The 21,353-nt window shown below is 41.0% G+C and carries 18 protein-coding genes; 10 read left to right on the plus strand and 8 right to left on the minus strand.

Features of this window, described 5'->3' with window-relative positions; all coding sequences use genetic code 11:
- Nucleotides 1-859: 859 nt before the first annotated feature.
- The 4 genes from FJR11_RS21900 (at nt 860) to FJR11_RS21925 (ending at nt 9,029) form a co-directional block, all read left to right on the plus strand.
- Complete coding sequence (locus FJR11_RS21900; protein ID WP_254444822.1) at nt 860-1,183, plus strand: HNH endonuclease; 324 nt, start codon at nt 860-862, stop codon at nt 1,181-1,183.
- Between the two features lie 292 nt (nt 1,184-1,475).
- Entirely contained in the window at nt 1,476-1,778 is a 303-nt protein-coding gene (locus FJR11_RS21905; protein WP_168507585.1) for a fertility inhibition FinO-like protein, read from the plus strand.
- 809 nt (nt 1,779-2,587) lie between these two features.
- Nucleotides 2,588-7,162 carry a DUF3854 domain-containing protein gene (locus FJR11_RS23675; RefSeq protein ID WP_371417606.1) on the plus strand — a complete coding sequence of 1,525 codons (4,575 nt, stop codon included), beginning with the start codon at nt 2,588-2,590 and terminating at the stop codon, nt 7,160-7,162.
- Between the two features lie 928 nt (nt 7,163-8,090).
- On the plus strand, nt 8,091-9,029 hold the full coding sequence (locus FJR11_RS21925; protein ID WP_168507587.1) for a hypothetical protein: 939 nt from the start codon (nt 8,091-8,093) through the stop codon (nt 9,027-9,029).
- Between the two features lie 163 nt (nt 9,030-9,192).
- Here the strand turns inward: FJR11_RS21925 and FJR11_RS21930 are convergent, their stop codons facing one another.
- The 5 genes from FJR11_RS21930 to FJR11_RS23800 all read right to left on the minus strand — a co-directional run bounded on the left by FJR11_RS21930 (nt 9,193) and on the right by FJR11_RS23800 (nt 12,492).
- Nucleotides 9,193-9,429 (minus strand): hypothetical protein, encoded by a 237-nt coding sequence (locus FJR11_RS21930; protein WP_168507589.1) that lies wholly within the window; start codon nt 9,427-9,429, stop codon nt 9,193-9,195.
- Between the two features lie 247 nt (nt 9,430-9,676).
- Complete coding sequence (locus tag FJR11_RS21935) at nt 9,677-10,063, minus strand: hypothetical protein (RefSeq protein ID WP_168507591.1); 387 nt, start codon at nt 10,061-10,063, stop codon at nt 9,677-9,679.
- Nucleotides 10,064-10,263: 200 nt separating this feature from the next.
- Nucleotides 10,264-10,734 (minus strand): hypothetical protein, encoded by a 471-nt coding sequence (locus tag FJR11_RS21940; RefSeq protein WP_168507593.1) that lies wholly within the window; start codon nt 10,732-10,734, stop codon nt 10,264-10,266.
- Between the two features lie 66 nt (nt 10,735-10,800).
- Nucleotides 10,801-12,075, minus strand: coding sequence for a ParM/StbA family protein (locus tag FJR11_RS21945; protein WP_168507595.1), 1,275 nt, complete (start codon nt 12,073-12,075; stop codon nt 10,801-10,803).
- Nucleotides 12,076-12,369: 294 nt separating this feature from the next.
- Nucleotides 12,370-12,492 (minus strand): hypothetical protein, encoded by a 123-nt coding sequence (locus FJR11_RS23800; RefSeq protein WP_256366782.1) that lies wholly within the window; start codon nt 12,490-12,492, stop codon nt 12,370-12,372.
- A 172-nt stretch (nt 12,493-12,664) separates the two neighbouring features.
- Between FJR11_RS23800 and FJR11_RS21950 the strand changes: the two genes are divergently transcribed.
- From FJR11_RS21950 to FJR11_RS21975, 6 genes are all read left to right on the plus strand, one after another.
- On the plus strand, nt 12,665-14,794 hold the full coding sequence (locus FJR11_RS21950) for a plasmid recombination protein (RefSeq protein ID WP_168507597.1): 2,130 nt from the start codon (nt 12,665-12,667) through the stop codon (nt 14,792-14,794).
- Between the two features lie 59 nt (nt 14,795-14,853).
- Complete coding sequence (locus tag FJR11_RS21955; protein WP_168507599.1) at nt 14,854-15,141, plus strand: helix-turn-helix domain-containing protein; 288 nt, start codon at nt 14,854-14,856, stop codon at nt 15,139-15,141.
- A gap of 366 nt (nt 15,142-15,507) precedes the next feature.
- Entirely contained in the window at nt 15,508-16,242 is a 735-nt protein-coding gene (locus FJR11_RS21960; protein ID WP_168507601.1) for a mobilization protein, read from the plus strand.
- Nucleotides 16,243-16,454: 212 nt separating this feature from the next.
- Nucleotides 16,455-16,808, plus strand: a complete 354-nt coding sequence (locus FJR11_RS21965) for a papain fold toxin domain-containing protein (RefSeq protein ID WP_168507603.1) — start codon at nt 16,455-16,457, stop codon at nt 16,806-16,808.
- Nucleotides 16,809-16,971: 163 nt separating this feature from the next.
- Nucleotides 16,972-17,331: a hypothetical protein gene (locus FJR11_RS21970; protein ID WP_168507605.1), complete on the plus strand. Its 360-nt coding sequence runs from the start codon at nt 16,972-16,974 to the stop codon at nt 17,329-17,331.
- 36 nt (nt 17,332-17,367) lie between these two features.
- Nucleotides 17,368-17,625, plus strand: coding sequence for a hypothetical protein (locus tag FJR11_RS21975; RefSeq protein WP_168507607.1), 258 nt, complete (start codon nt 17,368-17,370; stop codon nt 17,623-17,625).
- Nucleotides 17,626-17,729: 104 nt separating this feature from the next.
- Here FJR11_RS21975 and FJR11_RS21980 read toward each other — a convergent pair whose 3' ends face one another.
- From FJR11_RS21980 to FJR11_RS21995, 3 genes are all read right to left on the minus strand, one after another.
- Nucleotides 17,730-18,749 (minus strand): tyrosine-type recombinase/integrase, encoded by a 1,020-nt coding sequence (locus FJR11_RS21980; RefSeq protein ID WP_168507609.1) that lies wholly within the window; start codon nt 18,747-18,749, stop codon nt 17,730-17,732.
- A gap of 300 nt (nt 18,750-19,049) precedes the next feature.
- Nucleotides 19,050-20,153, minus strand: coding sequence for an XRE family transcriptional regulator (locus tag FJR11_RS21990; protein ID WP_168507611.1), 1,104 nt, complete (start codon nt 20,151-20,153; stop codon nt 19,050-19,052).
- A 729-nt stretch (nt 20,154-20,882) separates the two neighbouring features.
- The gene (locus FJR11_RS21995) at nt 20,883-21,341 is read right to left on the minus strand and encodes a hypothetical protein (RefSeq protein WP_168507613.1); all 459 of its coding nucleotides are present in this window, start codon (nt 21,339-21,341) and stop codon (nt 20,883-20,885) included.
- Nucleotides 21,342-21,353 lie beyond the last annotated feature (12 nt).

The raw sequence follows: 21,353 nt of genomic DNA on the forward strand, positions 1-21,353 counted from the left end.
AGGATGTTTTAAAAGTGGGAGGCTGTTGTAAGAAAGCTCACAAAGTATATGCTGGAATTTGTAGATAACAGCACCTTGTGAGCAGTGTTGATAATTTGCACCCTCTAAGAATCAAAAAATGATGAGGAGCGATGGCTGAAAGTATTGTTGTACATTGCTTTCAGCACTTGGTTTAATTCCTTAGCGTACGATTCTCCCGTTTTGGGTGCGACACGATGGGTTGGAAGCACCTATATGCAAAGCTTCCAAAAGATGAGTGAGGAACCGATTCCTCCAGTCTGGTGTCCAAGACTGTTCCTAACATTCCCATGCACCACTGGTAACGGTGATGTGTGAAGCGGAAAGTAAAGCCCAAGGAAGCATTTAGCCTAGAAATGTAACCGGGCAAGGAGGGGTAAAGACAAGATTCGCGCAAAATTTAGCATGACGTAAAGTTTTGTAACAAATTCAACGTTATCGCCTGTGTCTATATGCTAAAAAAGCACACTGAGTAAGGCTTTCAGTCTTATAAAAGCTTCCCGCTTATTTATCCCATCTTGTAAAACATTGCCGAAAACGGAAGTTGAAGACTTTTATCAAGAAAGGACAAAACCTTTGTTATTCCGCTCAATTGATCTCATAACATTGCCTAAAATGAACCAAACTAGGCAATATTTGAATGTTTGTCAGAGATAAATACATGACTACGTTACAAAACTTTACGTCGTGCTAAATTTTGCGCGTACCTTGTCTTTACCCCAAACGCACTCATCGAAATAAATCTGATAGCTGGCGTAAGGCGAAATACTGGGGGAATTTAAATCTTGATAGACCATTTGACCGATGGGTTTTCGGTAATAAACAAACCGGAGCCTATCTGTTGAAATTTTCCTGGTTCAAGATTGAAAGGCACATTCTTGTTAGGGGTAAATCATCACCCGATGACCCAAAATTAAGGGACTACTGGATTAAACGGCAGGCAGCTAAAACTAAATCCGAACTAATCAAAAGTAGGCAGAAGATAGCCCAAAGGCAACAATATGTCTGTCCTATATGTGGGGAATCTCTATTAAACGATGAGGAGTTACATCTTCATCATAAAAAGCCAAAATCGCAGGGTGGTGGTGACAATTACGGCAACCTACAACTCGTACATCTGTACTGTCATCAGCAAATACATTCTGGAACAATCCATAGTTTATGACTTGCTTGAGCCGGATGCGTTGTAAGGCGCAAGTCCGGTTCTGAGGGGGCGGGATTATAGCGATATAGTCCTGCTACCCGACCACAGTCTAGCCATATACCCCATCATTTTCTCAACCAAACCAGCCATAACAGTAATAGCGGTAAGGTTTTCGCTGTTGTCTGGTTGGTTGTCCAGTATGTCAATTTGGGGTAAGCAATAAATAGCCTTTTGGAACTTGTCTTGTGAGGACAAAGTATGCTGAGATTAGGTAATCTCTGCATTATGCTGGAAAAACTTTGCTGAAGTAACTATGATTACAGGAAAATTAGAAGTAACAATCAAAATTAGTGAGTTGCCAGAAGCTAAAACGATAGAAAACGGCTGGCAACAGTTCGAGGTTGATTGCGATGGTCGGATTATTAGCGTCACAGTCAAACCGAAAGTTTGGAAGAAACTGACTGATGCCCAAGCCAACTATCCTCAATGGGTGGGAGCGATTGCTGGCAAGTTGGGAGAAGCCACCGATAACGGATTTGTGCTATTAGAGCCTAATATCCAGACTTTTGAGAAAAAACCAAAAACACCAGCCGCAGATGCGGCTACTGCTACTTGAACAACAGTTATACTACAGGTGGATAATCACAGCTTGTATAAACAGATGTAGCCAAATTAAAGTTAAAAATCAAACTAATGTTAGGTTGCATCGGTGCAAAAGTTCTGTATGATCTTGCTAATACGTAAATAAAATGAGTAATGGAGGTGAAGAGATAACAACCACAAAAACGGCAAAAGGACAAAACGATACTAAATAGTACACGCTTTGTCCCATCATAGAATTGCCGGTTTCAACTTTGCTCAATAGTATCCGAGCGGGGTTAATTTCAAAGAAACCGAAGAAGTGGCGTTTAGTTTGGTCGCTATCCCACCAATTGGCTTTCTTGAGATTATTTCATGTTGCTCTCCGAGGGAGAGTCGTTCTCCTATATTAAAGCAGATTGTTGCAACATTTCAACCCTTCCGACTGGAATATTTTAGAAAATAAATAATCTGACTGAAGATTTACCCACCTTTCATGACGTTTGAGACAGGGAACAAAGTGTAGAAAGTGGTGTGCAGTAAGAGTTTTATCAGTTTTGACGACCTCCTAACTCTTACTATTCACGGGATCTGGAAAAAAGATAGGGTGTGGAGTGCAGAGCGACAAAGAGGAATTATTCTCTTTCTTGTCTCCCCCATCTCCCCAACAAGAACTGACCAAACCCCTGATTTTTAGATAACCTGTGTAAATCCTAAGATTATTTATTCCTCGCCAAAAAATAAACAAACCCAGAAAGAAGCAGCAGCAAATCTCATAAATATGTAAGTGCAGCACGATTACCCCCTCTGATACCCATAAAAACCAAGTATCAAGAGGAATCTACCGTGATTAACGACAACAACCAAAGCCAAACATCTTCTACCTCAAAACTTTCTCCAGCGAGTAACAGCCAGTCTCCTGCTCCAGTCCTTCTTCTAGAGCAGCAAGCAAACAGCCAAACATCAGCTTCTCAAAATAATCCAGAACAGCAAACAAACAGCCCGTCTCCGGTTCAACTCCCCAACAACCTCACAGAAGCCGAATACCACGAACTAGCGGTTAGTAGCGCTATCCATCCAGAACTGATAGAGCGCAACTTCATCCACATCGCCGGCGATACAGTCCTCAACTACCTGTTCATTTCCAACGCCATCCCTCGCTTAAACACAGGTAGAGTCACCAGCCCCTTTCTTAAACTGTACCAATACGTCACAGAGGGGGGAATGTGGATTTCAGGACTTGACCCCTTTAACAACTGGCAACCAATGGAGTGGGGACGATTCAAACCCACCCAAGGGCGTATTGACAAAAATGGCAAAATAGTTAAATACGAATCACCACCAAAAACACCCAACCGTGTCACCTACTTTGATGTTCCCGACTGTCTTGGGGAGCTAGTTGCAAAACGTTACAATATCAAACAAGATCATTCTTCCCCAGCACAGCATTTACAAGACAAATTAAATCCCCTCTCGTTTTGGGAAACTCCCATCTTATTTTGGGCATTGGTACTGTTGCTATGGAGTAATAACAAACAACAAACAGAAATAGCAGAAACTCCATTCTCATTGTGGAAATGGTTAGTAATGCTATTAAGCAATAACCAACAACAAACAGAGACAGTAGCAACTCCATTCTCATTTGGAGAATGGGTACTGCTGCTATTAAGCAAGCACAAAAACCAACAACAAAAAGAAATAGCAGAAACTCCACTCTCATTTTGGAAGTGGGTCGTGCGGTTATTGAGCAATAATCAACAACAAAAAGAAATAGTCGAAACTCCCCCTTCATTTTGGGAATGGGTCGTGATGCACCCAGAAATTCCCATTATTTTGTGTGAAGGGGAGAAAAAAGCAGCTAGTTTATTAAGTCAGGGATTTGTAGCGATCGCACTCCCAGGCATTTGGAGCGGACGCATTGGCAAAAAAGACTTTGACGAACGCTTACACCCCGATATCATGCCCCTTGCCCAACCAGGGCGTAAATTCATTATTCTCTTCGACTACGAAACCAAATCCAAAACCCGTTGGTCAATATTCCAAGCCACCTTGCGTACAGGCAAAACCATTGAAGCTGTAGGTTGTACCTGTGAAGTCGCACTGCTACCAGGTCCTGAAAAAGGCGTAGATGATTTTATTGTTGAACGCAGTAAATTAATCGAAAGTGGACAAACAGTTAAATACAGTCAATTCATTGAGGATAATCGAACTAATACCCACACTCAAGCAATTAATCAGATTTCACCAGTTGAAGGCAGTCAATTAAACAACAATGGTCAATTAATAGAATGTCATCAGGTAATTAATCAGATTTCACCAGTTGAAAACGATCAATTAACCGATAACGGTCAAGTCATAGAATGTCATCAAACAGTTAATCATAATCAAAACTCACTAGTTGACAACAATAAACTTACCAATAACGGTCAAGTTACAGAACAGCATGAAGTAATTAATCAGGATTCATTACTCAAAAGCAATCAACCTACTGAAAATTATCCAGAAACAAAATGCCGTCAAGCAATTAATCAAAATTCACAAGTTGAAAACAATCAATTAACAGAACCTAGTCAATTAACAGAACAACATCTTGCAGTTAATCAGAATGTAGCAGTTTCAATTAATCAAATAAACGCCTTACTGACCACCATAATTGATGATGCAATTAGCTTAAAACAATACCAACGCTTATTCCACACTAGGCATAGGGGATTAAGCAGTAAATACAAACCAGATATTCGTGTCAACGTCAAATACCTATCATCAGCTGAAAAACTTCCCTCTTCTGGACTGGTAGTATTGTCCAGCGACATGGGGACAAACAAAACCGGACGCATGGCTCAATGGCGTGAAGCAAATCCTGATGTCAAATTCCTCAACACCGGACATCGGGTTAACCTGCTGAAAAACTTAGCAACCCGTCTTAAAACAGATATGTACTCTGATTTAAGTTATGGAGGTTTAGCCAAAGCACAAGCTCTCAGCATCACCATTGACAGCTTACACAAGTTAAACACCCAAATGCTTAACTACGGATGCGTGTTCATTGATGAAGCTTGCCAATACTTAACTCACCTATTGCACAGTAAAACCTGTAAAGAATATCGAGCGCAAATACTGGAAGTGCTGGAATATATCGTTTATAACGCCACGCTAGTAGTCATCGCTGATGCTCATATGGACGACATCACAGTAGAATTCTTCCGAGCCATGCGTCCACTAGGGGAAAAACCATTTATTCTCAAAAACGATTGGAGAAATGGCGATCGCTTAATTTATTGGTATGAAGGCAATAACTCCTCAGCCATAGTTGCCCAGATTTCCGCCGCGCTGATGAACAAACAGAAAATCATGGTAGCTTCTGACTCCAAGCGTTTCATTAAGAAATTAGAACAATCCCTTACCATGAAAGTACGGATAGAAGAGGCAGGTAGCAGGGAGCAGGTAGCAGGGGAGCAGGGGAGCAGGGGAGCAGAGGGACTGGATACCTTTACGGTAGTTAAAGATGGCGCAACTCAAACTTTGTCACAGGTAAATTCAGCATTATCTGCAACAGATAAAAATGAAAATTCTCAAATATTACAGGTAAATTCCACATCATCAAATCATTCCCCCACACCCGATACCCAACACCATTCAGACTTAGAAGTGAACGCTCAGTCAAACACTAACGCTCACAAAAGCACCACATCCAGACTGAGATTATGGTCTATTCACTCAGACAACTCAGGTAGCGAAGAAAACGTAGCCTTCATCAAAGATATTACCAACGCCGTCAAAGATGTTGATGCCCTGTTAACCTCCCCCAGTCTCGGTACAGGAGTAGACATCAACGAATATCACTTTGACGTAGTATATGGCATCTTTCACGCCAAATCCCAAACCGCTACCGAATGCGCCCAACAACTGTATCGTTATCGTCCCCACGTCCCCATTCATGTATGGGTTGCCCCCCGTCCTCCCTTTGGTTATCAGGAAACCAACGCCCAGAAAATCAAAGAACGAATCCTGCAAACCAACGAAGTTACGGCTTTCCTCATCCGCATTGACAAAGAAACTGGACGCAGAGGCGTAGAAAAAGATTGGGCATTAGATACTTATTGTCAAATTCTCGCTGCCCGTAACCGCTCTATCAACAATCTGCGGACTGATTTACAAGATCTATTAACAGAAATGGGGAATAAAATCATCTCTATGGGTGGTGATGAAGATACATTTGCCCTAGACCAGATGAAAAAAGCTGCTGCGGCTTTAGATACGGCTTATTACTCAGCAATAACTAAAGCTAAGAATATCTCCCCTACGGAATATCGTCAGCGTCAAAATAAAGATTACCTTAAACCAGAAGAAGTGTTTGAATGTGAGAAATTCCGCCTTCAAGATACTTATGGTATGGAAGTAACAGAATCACTAGTAGAAAAAGATGCTGGTGGTAAATTAAGTCGAGCCATTTCCGCATTTGAGGCCATCCTCAAAGAACCAGATGGAACAATTTTTGACACTAATAGCAATAGACAATACCCAGCCCCACCAACAATTGTGGCAGAGAAAGACCGCCAAGAGCGAGAACATTTGCCTTTATGTATGGACTGGGGTAATTATTCAGCTAAATGGTTAGCTAGGTTTAATTTGGGACTGCATCACATTTTAAAACGGTTAGTAGCCGGAGAGGAAGTTACTGCTCGTGATCCTGATTTATTGAGAATGGTAGCACTTGCTAAAGAATACGGGGTGTATATAAAAACTATTTTGGGCTTTACAGTTCCAGATAAATGTCAACCCATCTGGTTGTTGGGGACTTTATTAGACCAACTGGGATTAAAGCTGGATGACCGCAAGGAGGGTCCACGTGGGAAACAGGTAAAACTTTTCTTCCTTTCTCAGGTGGAATTGGATTTTGCCCTCCAGGTAATTGCTCACCGAGAGCATAAGCGGAACATGAAGCAGGAAAGGGCGCAGCAAGCTCAGGAATCACAACGGCGTTATCAGGCTGGAATGCAGTCTAGATATGGGGTTGCGCCACCTCCTGACCCCGTATCCACTCCCCCCCCTAATGGTATAGGGAAACCTCTAGGGGAGGGGGTGAATACTACGGTTGATCTAGTCGATTTTGCAGCTTGTTCTAGAAATGGTAATGACCCTTCTTTAGTTAATGATGCTGATAGAGTCGATTTTAGGCAGTTTCAACCGGATGATGGCGATGAAACTCTTTTGATTCATTGTGTTGAGTTACTGAGAACGAGTTTTAAAAAGGGGGTAGAGGCGATAAAGTCAGTTCTTCGTTCCTGGAGTGAAGATAGAAGATGGGGTACTGTGTTGTTGCTGGAGGACATTGCTGCTCAAGAATTGCGCTCGCTGGAGGAATTAATGCCACAGTTTTATGATTGGTTAAGCGAGTCGGTTTTACCAATGAATTGTTAACTTGATATTCTCCAGGAAGACAACTACGGAGATTCTTTGTTCAGTCATCTACATTAAAACAGCAAACTCAAGTAAAGCAATTGCGCGGAAGCGTAGTGCTGAAAGCAATCGCCGCAGATGATAAACCAACGATTCTCGGTTCAATTATCTACTGAGAAACAGTAAACCCAAAACGCTGGGATTTTTTGCTGGTTTGGGTAATGTCTTCTTACCAGGGAGATGCACATTGCAACATAGCTTGCTACGCGCCAAACGTTCTTTTCGACTGCTCGAATCAACAATTCAATTGGCGTTGATTTGGCATTCAATTGGCGTTGAGATGGCGTTGGATTGGCATTTTTTGACCATTATTTTGTCAATAAGCTCTTTTATTGACAGGTTAAATATATACATAATGTACTTAATAATGTAATATTGGCGTAAGTATGGCGTAGTATTGGCATTGAAGTGGCGTTGAGTTGGCACTGATTTGGCATTCAATTGGCGTTGAAATGGCACATTTTTTTGATGAAACTGTTTCATTAAAAATGTGAGTATGATTGATTCAACTTGAGATTTTTTTGTTGAACTTGTAAATGCTCGTGAGAAAAGTTGAAATTTTATGACGATGATTTTTACTGGTCAGATAATAACGTGATTAAAGAAATAAAATTATCTTCTTAGTAGTGCAGTGGTAGAAATAAGCATCTACATTAAAACAACAAACCATACTAATGTACTTACTTGCAAAATTAGAAAAGCAATTTACAGAAACTACCAAATTAGATGGGATGATTCGGGAGAATATGCGCGGGTTGGGATATAATATAAATACTTGGGATATCATATAAATATATGATGGGTTTTTCCTGAATTTACCCAACTCTTGAAATTGTGCAAGAGGTACTTGCACAAATATTAGAAAATTATTGACACTATTTTTATCACAATGACGGAAATTACAGCTAACTATGATGAAACCTGGAAAGAAGCAATAGGAGATTATTTTGATTCATTTCTCGCCTTCTTTTATCCAGAAATCTATCAACAAATAGATTGGACTAAAACCCCCATTTCTCTAGATAAAGAATTAGAACAGATTACTGCATCTGCCGACAGCAAAACCCGCCACGCTGATAAATTATTTCAAGTGTGGTTATTAGATAATCAAGAGGTTTGGATATTAATTCATGTAGAAGTACAAAGTCAATATGATAAAGAATTTTCCCAAAGAATGTTTATCTACAACTATCGTTCTTTTGATTTATATCAAAAACCAGTGATTAGTTTAGCCATACTAGGAGATGGAACTAAAAGTTGGCGACCTAGTTCTTACCAGTATGGTTTAGGAAGTAGTCAATTAATCTTTAATTTTTCTATCGTCAAGCTTCTAGATTATCAATGGGAGGAGTTAGAGCAAAGTAATAATATTTTTGCTATAGTGGTAATGGCACATTTAAAGACTAAAGCCACTAATAGCAATTTGTCAGCTAGGGAACAGTGGAAATGGAACTTAGCTAGATTACTTTATGAAAGAGGTTATAACCGTAAAGAAATTGTTGATTTGTATAAGGTCATTGATTTAATGATGGCTTTATCTGAAGACTTGCAATTAAGTTTTGAAGAAAAATTAGCTAATTATCAAGAGGAACGAAAAATGCCATTATTAACTAACATTGAAAGACGGACTATAGAAAAAACTCGGAAACAAGATATTATCAAACTTGTACAAGTGCGGTTTGGTGATATTCCCGAAAATTTGATTGCCAGCATTAATCAAATTGATAAGACATCTTTTTTAGAACAACTTCTAATATCAACAATTAGCATTAGTTCTTTAGAAGAATTTGCACAGCTTGTTAATTCTAATTTACCAGAATCAGATTAATAGATGTAAGTTGGGTTAAGCAACAGCGTAACCCAACAAAAGTATTGTTCAGGTGGAGTTCTTTCATAGAAGATCAAAATAATTCGTAATTGATAATAGTGCCTCCGCGTAGCAGTATTATGTTAGCGTAGGGTTTCCGCCTGAAATATTAGTAATTATTCAGTCATAAATAAACTTGCAGCCAAGATTGATAGAGTCTAGCAAGTTCCTGAAGGAAATTGAGTTCTTCACCCTCAAGATTATTAAATAGCTTGTGATATTGCCAACCACGCTCATAGCGACTTAACATTTCTTCTGGAGTAAACCGATAAACATCTGCCGTCTGCCAACAGATGGACTCCAGAAACGGGAGCTTTTCTGGGATAATAACAGGATTAATTGTTGGTGTTGCGGTTGTCATATATTTTCATCAACCAATGCAATACTCTCTTTAATTTTAGATTATGTTTATGTATTTTGAAATTTAATTTCATCCCAACGCTAAAACATTCCATTGAGTCAACGAGTGATATCGCACTCAATATAGTTAGATAATGAGCCATCTATTAACACGTCTTCATCAAAGGCTGTTTAGTCTTTGAGTTTTCAACTCATCTCATTAGCTAAACTTAGTTAAACGCATCAAACATCAAACAACGCATCAAACATTAAACTTTGAACACCTGGTATTCTCTATCTGCTTTAATTGTAATTGTTAAATTGTTCTCACTATCAACGATAGCAGTCCATGTATATAACGCTTCAGGCATCATGAAATGTTTCATTATCTCAACAGCTTGGCGTTTGAGGAAGTCAGCGATGATGTAGAATTCTTTTGCAGTAGTATCGTCAGTTTCACCATACCATTGGACATCAAATCGCTTGTTTTTTAAAGTGGCAGTTCCTCCGTAATCACTTTTAGTAAATTCATCTTTTACCTTGGCAAAAATTTTGTAGGCATCCGCTTCTAATTCCACACGGTAGGAATTAGGTGCAAGATTTCTAGCTTGTCCGTAATTAGTGTCTAAAAGTTTCCGTCGCTTTGCTTCTCCCATATATTCCCCCTGTATGAACCTATCTACTGCTTTTTATTTTGTTTGACCTTGCTTGTGTTCGGTTCTATCATTGGGGGTTTGAATGCTACCCAATGAGCTATTACAACATTGTAATGCCACCAAATCAGCTATCACTACAGTAGCAGTTATAGTTGCACTTTTCGTTTAGTTCTGACCACTGGTGACAGCAACGTAAAATGTTAAGCATCCCCAAACAGTCCATCCAAATCCTGAGATGAAGCCTGACCTTGGATTAAAGTAGAAGGACGCTGCTTTTCTTGTTCTTCTACCAATGTATCTGACTCTAAATCTGTCATACCATTATGGGTATTACTATTAGCTGAACTCATCACTGGAGCCACAGACGTAACATAATTTGGTAGCACAAACTGTGGCTGTTCCACACCCAAAGCCAAGCGCAGATTACTGCCATGTTTATTTAAAACATCCTGTGATTCCCAACAAGCAAACCGCAATTGTTCCGGTGTATACTCCCCACTGTGATATCGAGCCAAAGGTAACAAAGCTGCTACCAAAATATCCGATACCTTGCGATTAACCTCCTCCTTTGAGAGAGAATTCAAATAATCAACCACCTCCGCCATTGGTTCGCCTTCATAAGGCTGAAGACGCAAACTTAAACTCTTCCGTTTTTTCCTGATTTTATTCATTGACCCTTGCTTCCTCCCTGCTTTTTATCTATCTAAAAACAGACGATTAATCAAAATCAAAAACAGCTAACTATTTCCTTTGTCCAGCAAATAATCAAACATCCCAAAGCAGTCAATTAGCCTTTGAGACAGACATTGTTCACCATCTATCGCTTTATCTAAATCAAAAGTTTTTTTCACCACGTCAGCAATACCAGCCCCCCAAATCATCGGCGTGAAATTTTTGCTCTGGTTGCGCCGCTGATAACTGCTACTTCTCACCTTTTTTTGTGAACCCCAACTAGACCCAGACTCATATGCAGTCGTAACTTCACAGTTGAAATAAATTTCCAATTCCGGCTCCAAATGGTAAGCAGCACCACCGCCAATAATCACCTCATCCAATTTTGTCGGCAGCAGTCGATTTAACCACCGCTCTAACTTATCCCCATATTCAGCCGTCGCTCGCTCAATCGCCTGGACAATATCTCGAATTTCCCTAGTTCTTAAATTCGTGTCTTTAGCACTAGCTAATGCTTGAATTGCTACACATTCACCCCAATTGGGGTGACGGGTTTGGGGATAATTGGGGTTATATACCTTGTCAAGAGCAGCGTAACGAGCAGCAAATATCGCCTGTGCCAAACGCTCTCGGTCTAGTCCACTGGTCATCTCTACCACCTGGTCTAGCATATCTGCAAAACCCAACAGGGGACTATCTCCCAGCTTCAGTTGTCCCCGCTCAAAGTAAAGTGCCGTAGTATTTCTGTGACCAAACATCAGCACACCCAACTGTTTAGAACGCAACCACTCCAGACCCTTTTGCTTAATGCGTACAGCAGCCAGTCCTCCACCTTCAGGACGGCACAAAAACTTAACTAATTTTAGCTTCAGTACCATTTCTCGCACCTGGAAACGAGCCAACATGATCTGTAACTGTTCCTCAAAACGCAAGCGGTCTGTATACTCATTCCAAGGCAACAGCAGTGCTAATTCTAGTGTTAATAGCTTTTTAGTAGAAAACTTAGCCTTGTGGGTTTCAATAATTAGCCCAATAGCTCCCAACACCTTCCACAAAGCATTTTCATACTTGAGTTCCTTAATGCGGTCTTGGGGGTCAAAACAAGCGGCAAAATCACCCAACACCACCACACGTTCATTCCATTCCACCCATAATTGTTGTTCAGGACTAGGACTACCAATCCATCCCAAACGGGACATATAATTGTCAAGCTTGACTTTAGGAATCTCCTCAACCGCAGGAGGCAGCACTAAAAATTTGGGTTCTGGCAGGGCTGGGAGTTGATAAATAATTTTAGTTTGTGACCCACCCACGTCCACACTAATATATATGTCTGTCATAATTATTAGTCAGCTAAAATTCATTGGTCGATTGAGAGATGAATTAGCACCGGATTACATCTTTTCTAGCACATAAATTTGGCTATTTTCACAACAATTGATGTAACTTACTGTCAAGAGATAGATGTTGAGGGTCAGTTAAATAGTGCAGGATTTGCACCAAACTTGTGCTAAACCTGTGCTGAAATTGCACCAAGTTATTGTTACCAACAGGAATACAGTTGAGTGGATTAAAATAGTTGTACTTACTACGGTTTTTTAGGTTTTTGGCAATTCAAGTTTTTCTGTAGGCAATTACTGGCTGTGTTTGGCACAAAAAGCCTGTAAGTAAGTTTTGTTGATGGCTTTTTTAGGGATAGCGATCGCTATCCCTAAAAATAATCTTACCAATTGGAAGGCAAACAACCATTTACCCATACGGTTCACTCACAATCCAATGGTAATTTGTATTCTGGAAATTTCCTTAGCGATGCCCGCCGCAGGCATTGCTTTTGCTCTTGTCCTGTTATTGTCTGCGTTGTGTCTTACGGATGGCTATTGTCGCCTGCGTGGAATTGGTGAGGAACTGAGATGAAAGGAGGCTTCTGATATGGCTTATGCCATCGCCAGAGTGAAAAAATTGAAACGAGCCAACATTGCTGGGAGTGCTGCCCACACTTCCAGACAGCGAGAAACACTCAATGCTGACCCCAATCAGCAAAATATCAGGTTTATTGGCAACGTTGACAGGGAGGAAAAGTTAGAGGATTTGGTGTTAGCGAAGATTGGGCAGTATGAGCAAAAACGAAAAATTCGTACTGATGCGATCTACTGTGTGGAGATTTTGCTGACTGCTTCTCCTAGTTACTTTCGACCGCTTGATCCCACGGCTGCTGGGTATTATCAAGAGGAGAGGTTGGCTGATTGGTTGGAGGCGACGCAGCAGTGGTTAGAGAACGAATATGGTGATTGCGTTCCGCGCAGTGCCGTAGGTAATAGCACTAACTCCCGCGTTCAAGCAAGTGGAGAGCATCTGAGTGGAAAGAGCAGTGCCGTAGGCAATCGCATTGTCAGGGCTGAATTGCACTTGGATGAAGTGACCCCCCACATTCATGCTTATTTTGTGCCACTAGATGAAAACGGGCAACTGCGGTGCAATCATTTTTTTGATGGTCGGCAGAAGATGCGAGATTTCCAAGAAAGCTACTTTGCATCTGTGCAGCACCTGGGGTTAGAGCGTGGTATTCAAGGTAGTGTGGCTAAACATCAGGATATTAAGGATTTTTATCGCATAGTTGAAGAAGGAAAGGATTTGAACTCTGACCTGACTATTGCACAGATGCGGGCTAAGTCTGCGGATCGAGATAGGGCGATGCAGAGTAAGAGTTCTATGGAGCGCACTGCTAAAAGGTTGGTGAAGGAAAATGAATCTCTGCGACAAAGGATTCAGGAACTGGAAGCGTCCAAGGAGCAGTTGCAGGAGCAAACTGAACAATTAAGCGATTTGCTAAGTGATTTGCCCCTGGAAGATGTGGCTTGGCAGTTGGGACTGAACCAAGACAATAGCAGCTATCGCTGCTGGAAAGGGGGTGAACACATTATCTATATAAATGGCTCTCAATGGAGTCACCTTGCACCCGATACTCAGAAAACAGGTGCTGCTCAAAAAACAAGTGATGTTGTACCCGATACTCAGAATAGGTTGGATGCACCCAACACACAAACAACAGGTAATGGTACTGCCAAATCTCAGAAAACCAGTGATAGGCAAGCCGATACTCAGAAAACTGGTACTGCCAAATCTCAGAAAATAGGTAATGTTGCAGCAAACTCCCAAAAAACTAGTGCTATTACTGATACTGGTGCTGTGGCGTTGGTAAAGCAGGTTAATGGGTGCAATTTTAAAGAAGCGATCGCTTGGTTGAATGATAGATTTGGTGAAGATGGGATGCAGAGGGCTGTCACTCACTATACTAAACAACAAGCGCAAGATATCCTCAAAGATGAGGCTGGACCACAGTTTGTCCCCCCAGTACCAGACAAATCGAACTGGCATTTAGTACACAATTACTTAACTACAAAGTGGGGATTGCCAACAGAGTTGGTGCAAGAATTATATCAGCGGGGGTGCGTTTATGCTGATGCTCAACAAAATGCAGTGTTTTTGTTGAAAAACCTCAATGGTGAAACTAAAGGTGCGTTTTTGCAAGGGACAAGAGCAGAAGATTCTACTTTAGAAGAAGACAATACTTTGACAGGAGATGCTACTGGTTTTACAGGATATGCCACTGGTACAAAACGCAGTGATGGTTGGTTTTATCTCCAATGGGGAGGACAACCTACTGATGAAATCCAAAAAGTAGTGTTGTTGAAGTCACCCCTTGATGTGCTGTCTTTTGCAATGTTGGAAGTTGAAAGACACCGAGGACTACCAGGAGGAGTACCACAAGAAAGAACAATGTTCATGACTGTGGATAGTCCCAGGGGTTTACCTATGGAGTTATTGCCAGATATCCCTGAATTAGTTTGTGCTTATGATAACAATGCTGCTGGAGATGAGATAGCTGGTGCTGTAGGTGAATTGTTGCCCCAAGCTACTAGAGTTAAACCACAAGCGCAGAATTGGCATGAGGAATTGTTGGCATTGCTACGGTGGCAACAGAGGGAACAAGAAACACAACAACACCAGAAGCAACAACGACAGCGTGAGCGTAAACGTGAGTCTGAACTGGAGTTATAAGTAGTATTGCAGTTTGTTGAATAACGCTATAAGCACGCAGTAGCAAGGAAAAAACAACAATGACACAGGAAACAGTTTTTGAAGAAAGCAGTGGCAACGTATTCGCCGACCTCGGTTTGACAAATGCAGATGAACTTTTTACGCGAGGCCAGATAGGGATTCAGGTACTGCGCCTCTTGAAACAACGCCACCTCAAACAGCGAGAAATTAGTGAAATTCTTGGCATTCCTCAGCCATTCGTATCTCATTTGATGAAAGGAGAATTTCAACGGTTCAGCGAGGGCAAACTCCTCATTCTCCTCAAGCGACTTGATACGCAATACAAATCGGTTAAGGAAATAAAGTAGACTAAACCCCTTGAAATATCGTTGTCTATAATGCCCAAAAAAGGCTTAACCGAATAGGATTGACTTGATACGGAAATCATCTTGCATCTTCGCCCTTGACATCAAAGCCGAGAAATTAGCCAATTGGATAACCATTTAATAGCCAATTGGACGATGGTAATTACTGAAACAAACAATTAACCTGAGTGTATGCTCAACTTACAACTCTCCAATTGATGTCTGACCTCACATTAACCTTTGACCCTGGTTCATCTTAGGGAAAAAGAGTAATTTACCACAAACAAACGCAGGTGCAGTAAACATAACAATTTTATATCGCCAGTGATTTACTAATTAATTAGTATTTAGCAATAAGGAATTAGAAAAATGGCAACAATTCACTTTATTGATGGTGAAAAAGGTGGAGTAGGTAAGTCATTATTTGCACGAGTCATGGTGCAATATTGTCTTGATAAAGAATTACCATACGTGCTAGTAGAAGCCGACCAAAGTAACCCAGACGTGGGTGTATTTTACCCTGAAAATATCCAAACAGCAATTTTTAGTGAATCAGAACGTCAAGCTTATGCTGCTGATACAATTTTTAATTTAGCACTGACAACTCCTGTGATTGTCAATTTACCTGCTCACGTAACTAAAACAGTTAATGATTGGATTGAGCGCAATCAAATCCTAGAAATGGGAACTAAGCATAAAATTGATATCTGCAAGTGGTTTGTTGGTAACGGTGGATATGATAGCATTCAGTTATTGATTCAATCTTTAAACCACTTTGAAGGCAAAATTAAGCACGTATTTGTTCGCAATTTTGGTTTATGCGATGACTGGAAACACGTGGATGAACGAGAGGATTTACAAGAGTTAATTCAAGCTCAAAAAGTCCCTATAATTAACTTTCCTAAGTTTAGTTATCGAGAGCGGGATTTACTTGATGCAACCCGGATCAACTTTTCTCAAGCTTTCTTAACTGCTGAGTTAGGTGTTTTGGGTCAGCAGCGTTTACATAGTTTTCTTAAAAAAGCTCATGAAGAAATTAGCAAAGCGCAAGTATGGAATGTGGGTCAACCGGTAGCCAATAAATTATCAGTAGATATAGCCTAGCTAACAGTTTTGGTCATGGGGAAATCTGCAAAGAAGTCGAGGTCAGTTCCTCCTTTGGTGTTATGGTAAGGATAACTAGTTGACGTGATGACTAGTACAGCAAGAGCGCAAGTAAACCCACCATTAAAGTTGGTGAAAAATCAGTGATTTGAAACCCTTGTAAATGGTGGGTGATTGTTGCTGGTGAGTTTGAGCCAAAATAGGGGGTGTGTGTGAGTCGTTTTTCTAGGGAGGAGATTTATCAACAGATTGGCGAAATTGTCTCGCCATTTACAAATCTACAATGTGACAAATGCGCTCAAGCCGTGATGCAATGGTTAGAATTAAATGGGATTGAGGGGAAAATTCTTCAGTTGAAGACGAAAAGACGAAATGATTTTTTTATCGTTAGTGATCGCTACAGCCCTAACGAATCTATCACAGATAACGGAGTTCATTACGGAGTAGAAGTTTTAGGATTAGTTTTTGACAATCTCTCCCGTCAAGGATTACCCCGTGATGAGTGGAAAAAAGATTTTTCTTGTCGCAGTGGTGGCTTTTATTTAGAGGAGTTAGATACGTTATAAAAAAGAGTTATCAAATAGAAGTGAAGGTAAATGAACAGCCAATACTGCTCGGTTAACGAGGAGGAAGAAGACTGAAACACTTGAAATATAGTTATCTGTAATGCCCAATAAAGGCTGAATCGAGTAGTATTGAATTAACAGCTTTGCCAAGGAGGAAAAGATAATGAGTGGAGTTTTTAAGATTTTAGAAAAGATTAGAACTAAGCCAGGAATGTATATTGGTCGTCCTTCGGTGAGCGATTTATTTATGTTTTTGGTGGGGTATGAATGCGCCCGTAGTGAGTTAGAAATTGAAACCACTCAGGAGGATGATGATTTTTATGGTGAGTTTCAGCCTTGGTTACAGCAGAAGTTGGGGATAACAACCGTCAGTTCTTGGGCGAAGATGATTATGGTTTATTGTCAAGATGAAAAGGCAGGGTTTGAATATTTTTATAATTTACTAGATGAGTTTAAACAGGGAGATAAAAGTTTAGATAAAAATGGAGTTAAGGAAATATCTGAAACTGTCGGAACTAGATAATATCAATTCTGCCCCCACATTTAGGGAGAGAAAATTTTGAGCCTTTCAATTGAGCGTGTTTTAAGTGAAATAGATCAATTGACTCTAGTGGAACAGATGCAGGTATTAGAGCATTTAGTGAAGCAGATGAAGCAATCTGTGGAAGCTGTTGCGATAACTCCAAAGCCTAAGTATAAGGTAACTGATTTTTATGGCATAGCTCCCAATTTACTAGAGGGAATGGATGCCCAGGAATGGGTAAATCAGTTGCGGGATGAGTGGGAAGACCGTGAACCATGGAGACAGCCTCAATGAAGCTAAGTGATGCTTTACAGGGTGTGACTAAAGTTTCCTTAGATACATCTCAATTAAGTTTATTATGTGGAGGCTGTACCTGCTAGTTAACAGATTACCTTTCATCACTCCTGATTATTTAACATTCCTGTCAACAATTCCGACATTTCCCATAAATCTTTATTGCGGTTATCATCATAAATCATCAACGTTCTGGGGTCAGCATGACGGCTCAACTTCTGCACCTTTCTAATATTCCCATCAGTCGCATCAAGCGCCGCCGTAATCGCCGAATGCCTGACCCTATGCGGTGACATAGGTTTCTTCACCCCCACCGCCTTAAAACTCGCCGACACAATTTTATAGATCCCATCCGCCGTCAATCTATGCCCAGAATTATGAAAATCCAACGCCGTAAAAATCGGTAAATTCTCCTGCACATCCCCCCTAGCTATCAACCATTGGGCAATGGCAATGCCCACATCCTTAGACATATCCAAATACTCTTCATTCGTTCCCTGACCCTTGCCCAAAATCCGCAACTTGCGACCATAAAAATCAAAATCGCCCACATTTAACTGACATATTTCCTGGCGACGCAACGCTAAACCCCAAAGCACCATAAAAATTGCATAATTGCGCTTACCAATCAACGTTTCTCTATCAAACTGCTGAATCACCTTGGCTATCGTCTTAGTATCAACACCCCGCGTATCCCGATACGCCTTCACCTTTTCCCCCTCCACATCTTCCAGGGAATAGTTGCATACCCCCAACTTCCGCCCCATCTTCGCCAAGGACTTAATCGCCGCCAACCGCCGATTAATCGTCGCCTCCCGCACCCCAGATTTAATCAACATCGCCTTATATTTCAGCACCACCATCACTGCTTGCTCCCGCTGCAAGTGCAGAAACTCCAGCACACTATCAGTAGATGGCAACAAGCCCGTCATCTTCGTAAAAAAATCCCGAATATCCTTCTCATACGCCCGTTTGGTATTGGGATTGCGCTTATCTGCCAACAACTGTGCCAACACATCCGGGTCTTGGTCTAACTGCGCGTCAAAATACCGAGTGATCTTGGCATCCAAACACGCTTCCAACTCAGTCTTGACAATTTCTCCCACCCGTGGTTGATTAGCCATTTTTCCTCACTGGTTCGTTCGTGATAATGTACGTTTTCAATAACGACTATCATAAAACATAAAGTAATAACATTCCCGAATTAACTAAATACTCCTTACGGAAGTTGTCAGGTGTCATTTGTCTATGCTATATCTGTATTTACCTGTTTTGATATCGAAGCTGATATCAGTTACCATATTTCTGTAAACTTGTTTTCCAATCTGTCAAAACCTTGGCAGAGGTTATAGTGCTGTTGTAGCCATCCCCACTCGTTGAGCCAGCAAAAATCAATCAGTGCTGTTGCGTCGAGAATTGTGCCATTAAGCAACTGCATAAACTTCATTCTCTTGATGACGCACCCACAGTTTTTCCACAGTTAAATTGAGCAGTTCTGCGGCTTTGATTGCGGAAATCTTGTCCAATTTTAAGCACTGCCAAATTAGAAATTCATAACGTTCATTTTCTGGATATTCTGCTGCTGCTAGGGCTGGGGGTAATTCCATTGAGTTTTGCAAAGATTCACCATTATGTTGCTTTTTATAAATTGCACAAATTTTGGCTTTCTCTTTGGCCAAGTCAATGATTCCCATTGCTGCTAAACGATTCAAGATGACTAGGTAACTTACCCGAAAATGCCGTTTGAGTTTGACAATATCTTGGGTAAGTGCATACATCCGTTCAAATTCAGCTTGGGGAACCAGTAGATGACTGGCAAAGTAATCAGCTACCTGTTCGCGGGCTTTTTCTTCAGATGAGGTTTCTGACTCAACTAAGGTGTCTTGGTACTCTACGCGGTGAAAGATGAGGTGTCCAATTTCATGGGCGAGGGTAAACAATTGACGTTCAATGGTGATGTTATGGGTGTTGACTAAGACAAATGCACCTTCAATGTCACTGCAAGCACTCAGACCAAAGAAACCTTTGATGGGAATGGGTTGACGTAAAACTTTTAAGCCGATTTCTTCTACTGATTGAAATAAGTTGGCAATGGGGGCATCTCCCAAGCCCAGGCGATGGCGAAATAAAGCTGCTATTGCCTGAATGCGCTTTTCGTTGCCTTCTACTTGGTGGCAAGGTGTACTTTCTGGGGTGTAGGTCGGTAAGCCAACGGCTTGTTCTAGGGCGTTATAAGTTGGCAGCATTCGTAATACTTGGGCTGCAAACTGGGGGTTTTTGTCAAAGGAGGCATGGGCGCGAAACCGGAAGTTGGGCAGTCCTCCGCTGGGGGGACGTAGCAGGTCATCAAGTGTCACGCCGAAAACACGAGCCAGGGCGGAGAGGATTTTGCTGTCTGGTAAGGTTTTGGCGTTTTCGTAGTTGTTGATGCTCTGGCGAGTTACAGAGGCTTGTTCTGCAAGTTGCTCTTGAGACAAGCCTAGACTTTTACGGTAGCGGAGCAGGTTGGCTGCAATAATTTCTTTCATGGCTGGTTTTTAAGAGCGATGCCTGATACTGTTGGCGAATTCATAAAAAGGCGATTTTTGGAAACTTTCGTTGAGGGATTTCCACAATGGCATAAGGGTTTCCAGCGTTAAGAAATATTTCGCCAAAGGTATCCGATACCTTGAGTGATCTGATTCCTACGGAGCGCTTCGCTATCTCTCTTAGGCTCAAGGGCGGTGTCTGGTCAGATGTCAAAGTTGTTGACCTTATTTTATCTAATTATACTATAAAATGTAAAAGATATTTTACATCATCAGGAGAGCGATGTCTGCTTTTTCGACAGAATCGTTGGCGGTAAGTAGGTGAACAAAATAAAAATGAGGAGTATTGCATTTTGCAAAATGCCTGAAACTCAATCAGAATATCGCATTGAGACAACTTTACATACCGTTACATACCTGTAAATTTTTCTGTTCACCTACTTAACAGAGCCGCTACCCATTACCATGCAACTAACAAAAGATGTATTTGGCTTCTCTTTGTAACCGCTCAATAATCCGGGGTAAATCGTTCAATGACAAGCCTCAAATGGCGTAAAATCGTTCCCGAATAGGTAGTCCGCCCCCATTTATTGAGCGGTTACTTCTCTTTCTTGTGAGAAATCTGGGATGAGCCAGGGTGGTGGAGTTCCCAGTTTTGAAAGTTAAATTGTTAACGCCACAGCCTCCTTATTTGCTCAATCTATTAATTTATCTGTTACAAGCTTGCTGCTATTTTTGTCTTTTAGTCAAGTTAGTTAAACGAGTAATGCTGGAGCGAATATTACCTGCTTCTTTGCGATTTCTCAGTCTTTTTTTAGCTTCTTTTAGGACTTGTTTGAACACAGTATCTTTGTCTTTGCAGGTGATATAAAAAGCCTCTAATAAGGTTTCAATGGTTATTTTCTCTTGAGCGCAAAGTTGGTCTATTTCTTCCTTGATTGGCACTTCTACTCTGACTGGGATGCGTGGGGAAATTTCGGGAAAGCTGGCTAGTTTCTCGGCTAGTTGTTTTAGTTCTGACCCTTCATTATTAACAACGGTAGAGTTCTCTGCTATTTGAGTATCTGGAGTAATTGGCTGGGTCTGTACTAGTACATCTTGTCTTGTTGGCACTGTTGGTTGAGTAGCTCTGCGGCGGATTTCTTCTAACATATCCATGTTATTAACGTTCTCGTTTAAATTATTCATGTTCTGCCTTTT

This window comes from Anabaena sp. UHCC 0187 (assembly GCF_009712035.1).
In the GTDB taxonomy this organism is placed as follows: Bacteria; Cyanobacteriota; Cyanobacteriia; order Cyanobacteriales; family Nostocaceae; genus Dolichospermum.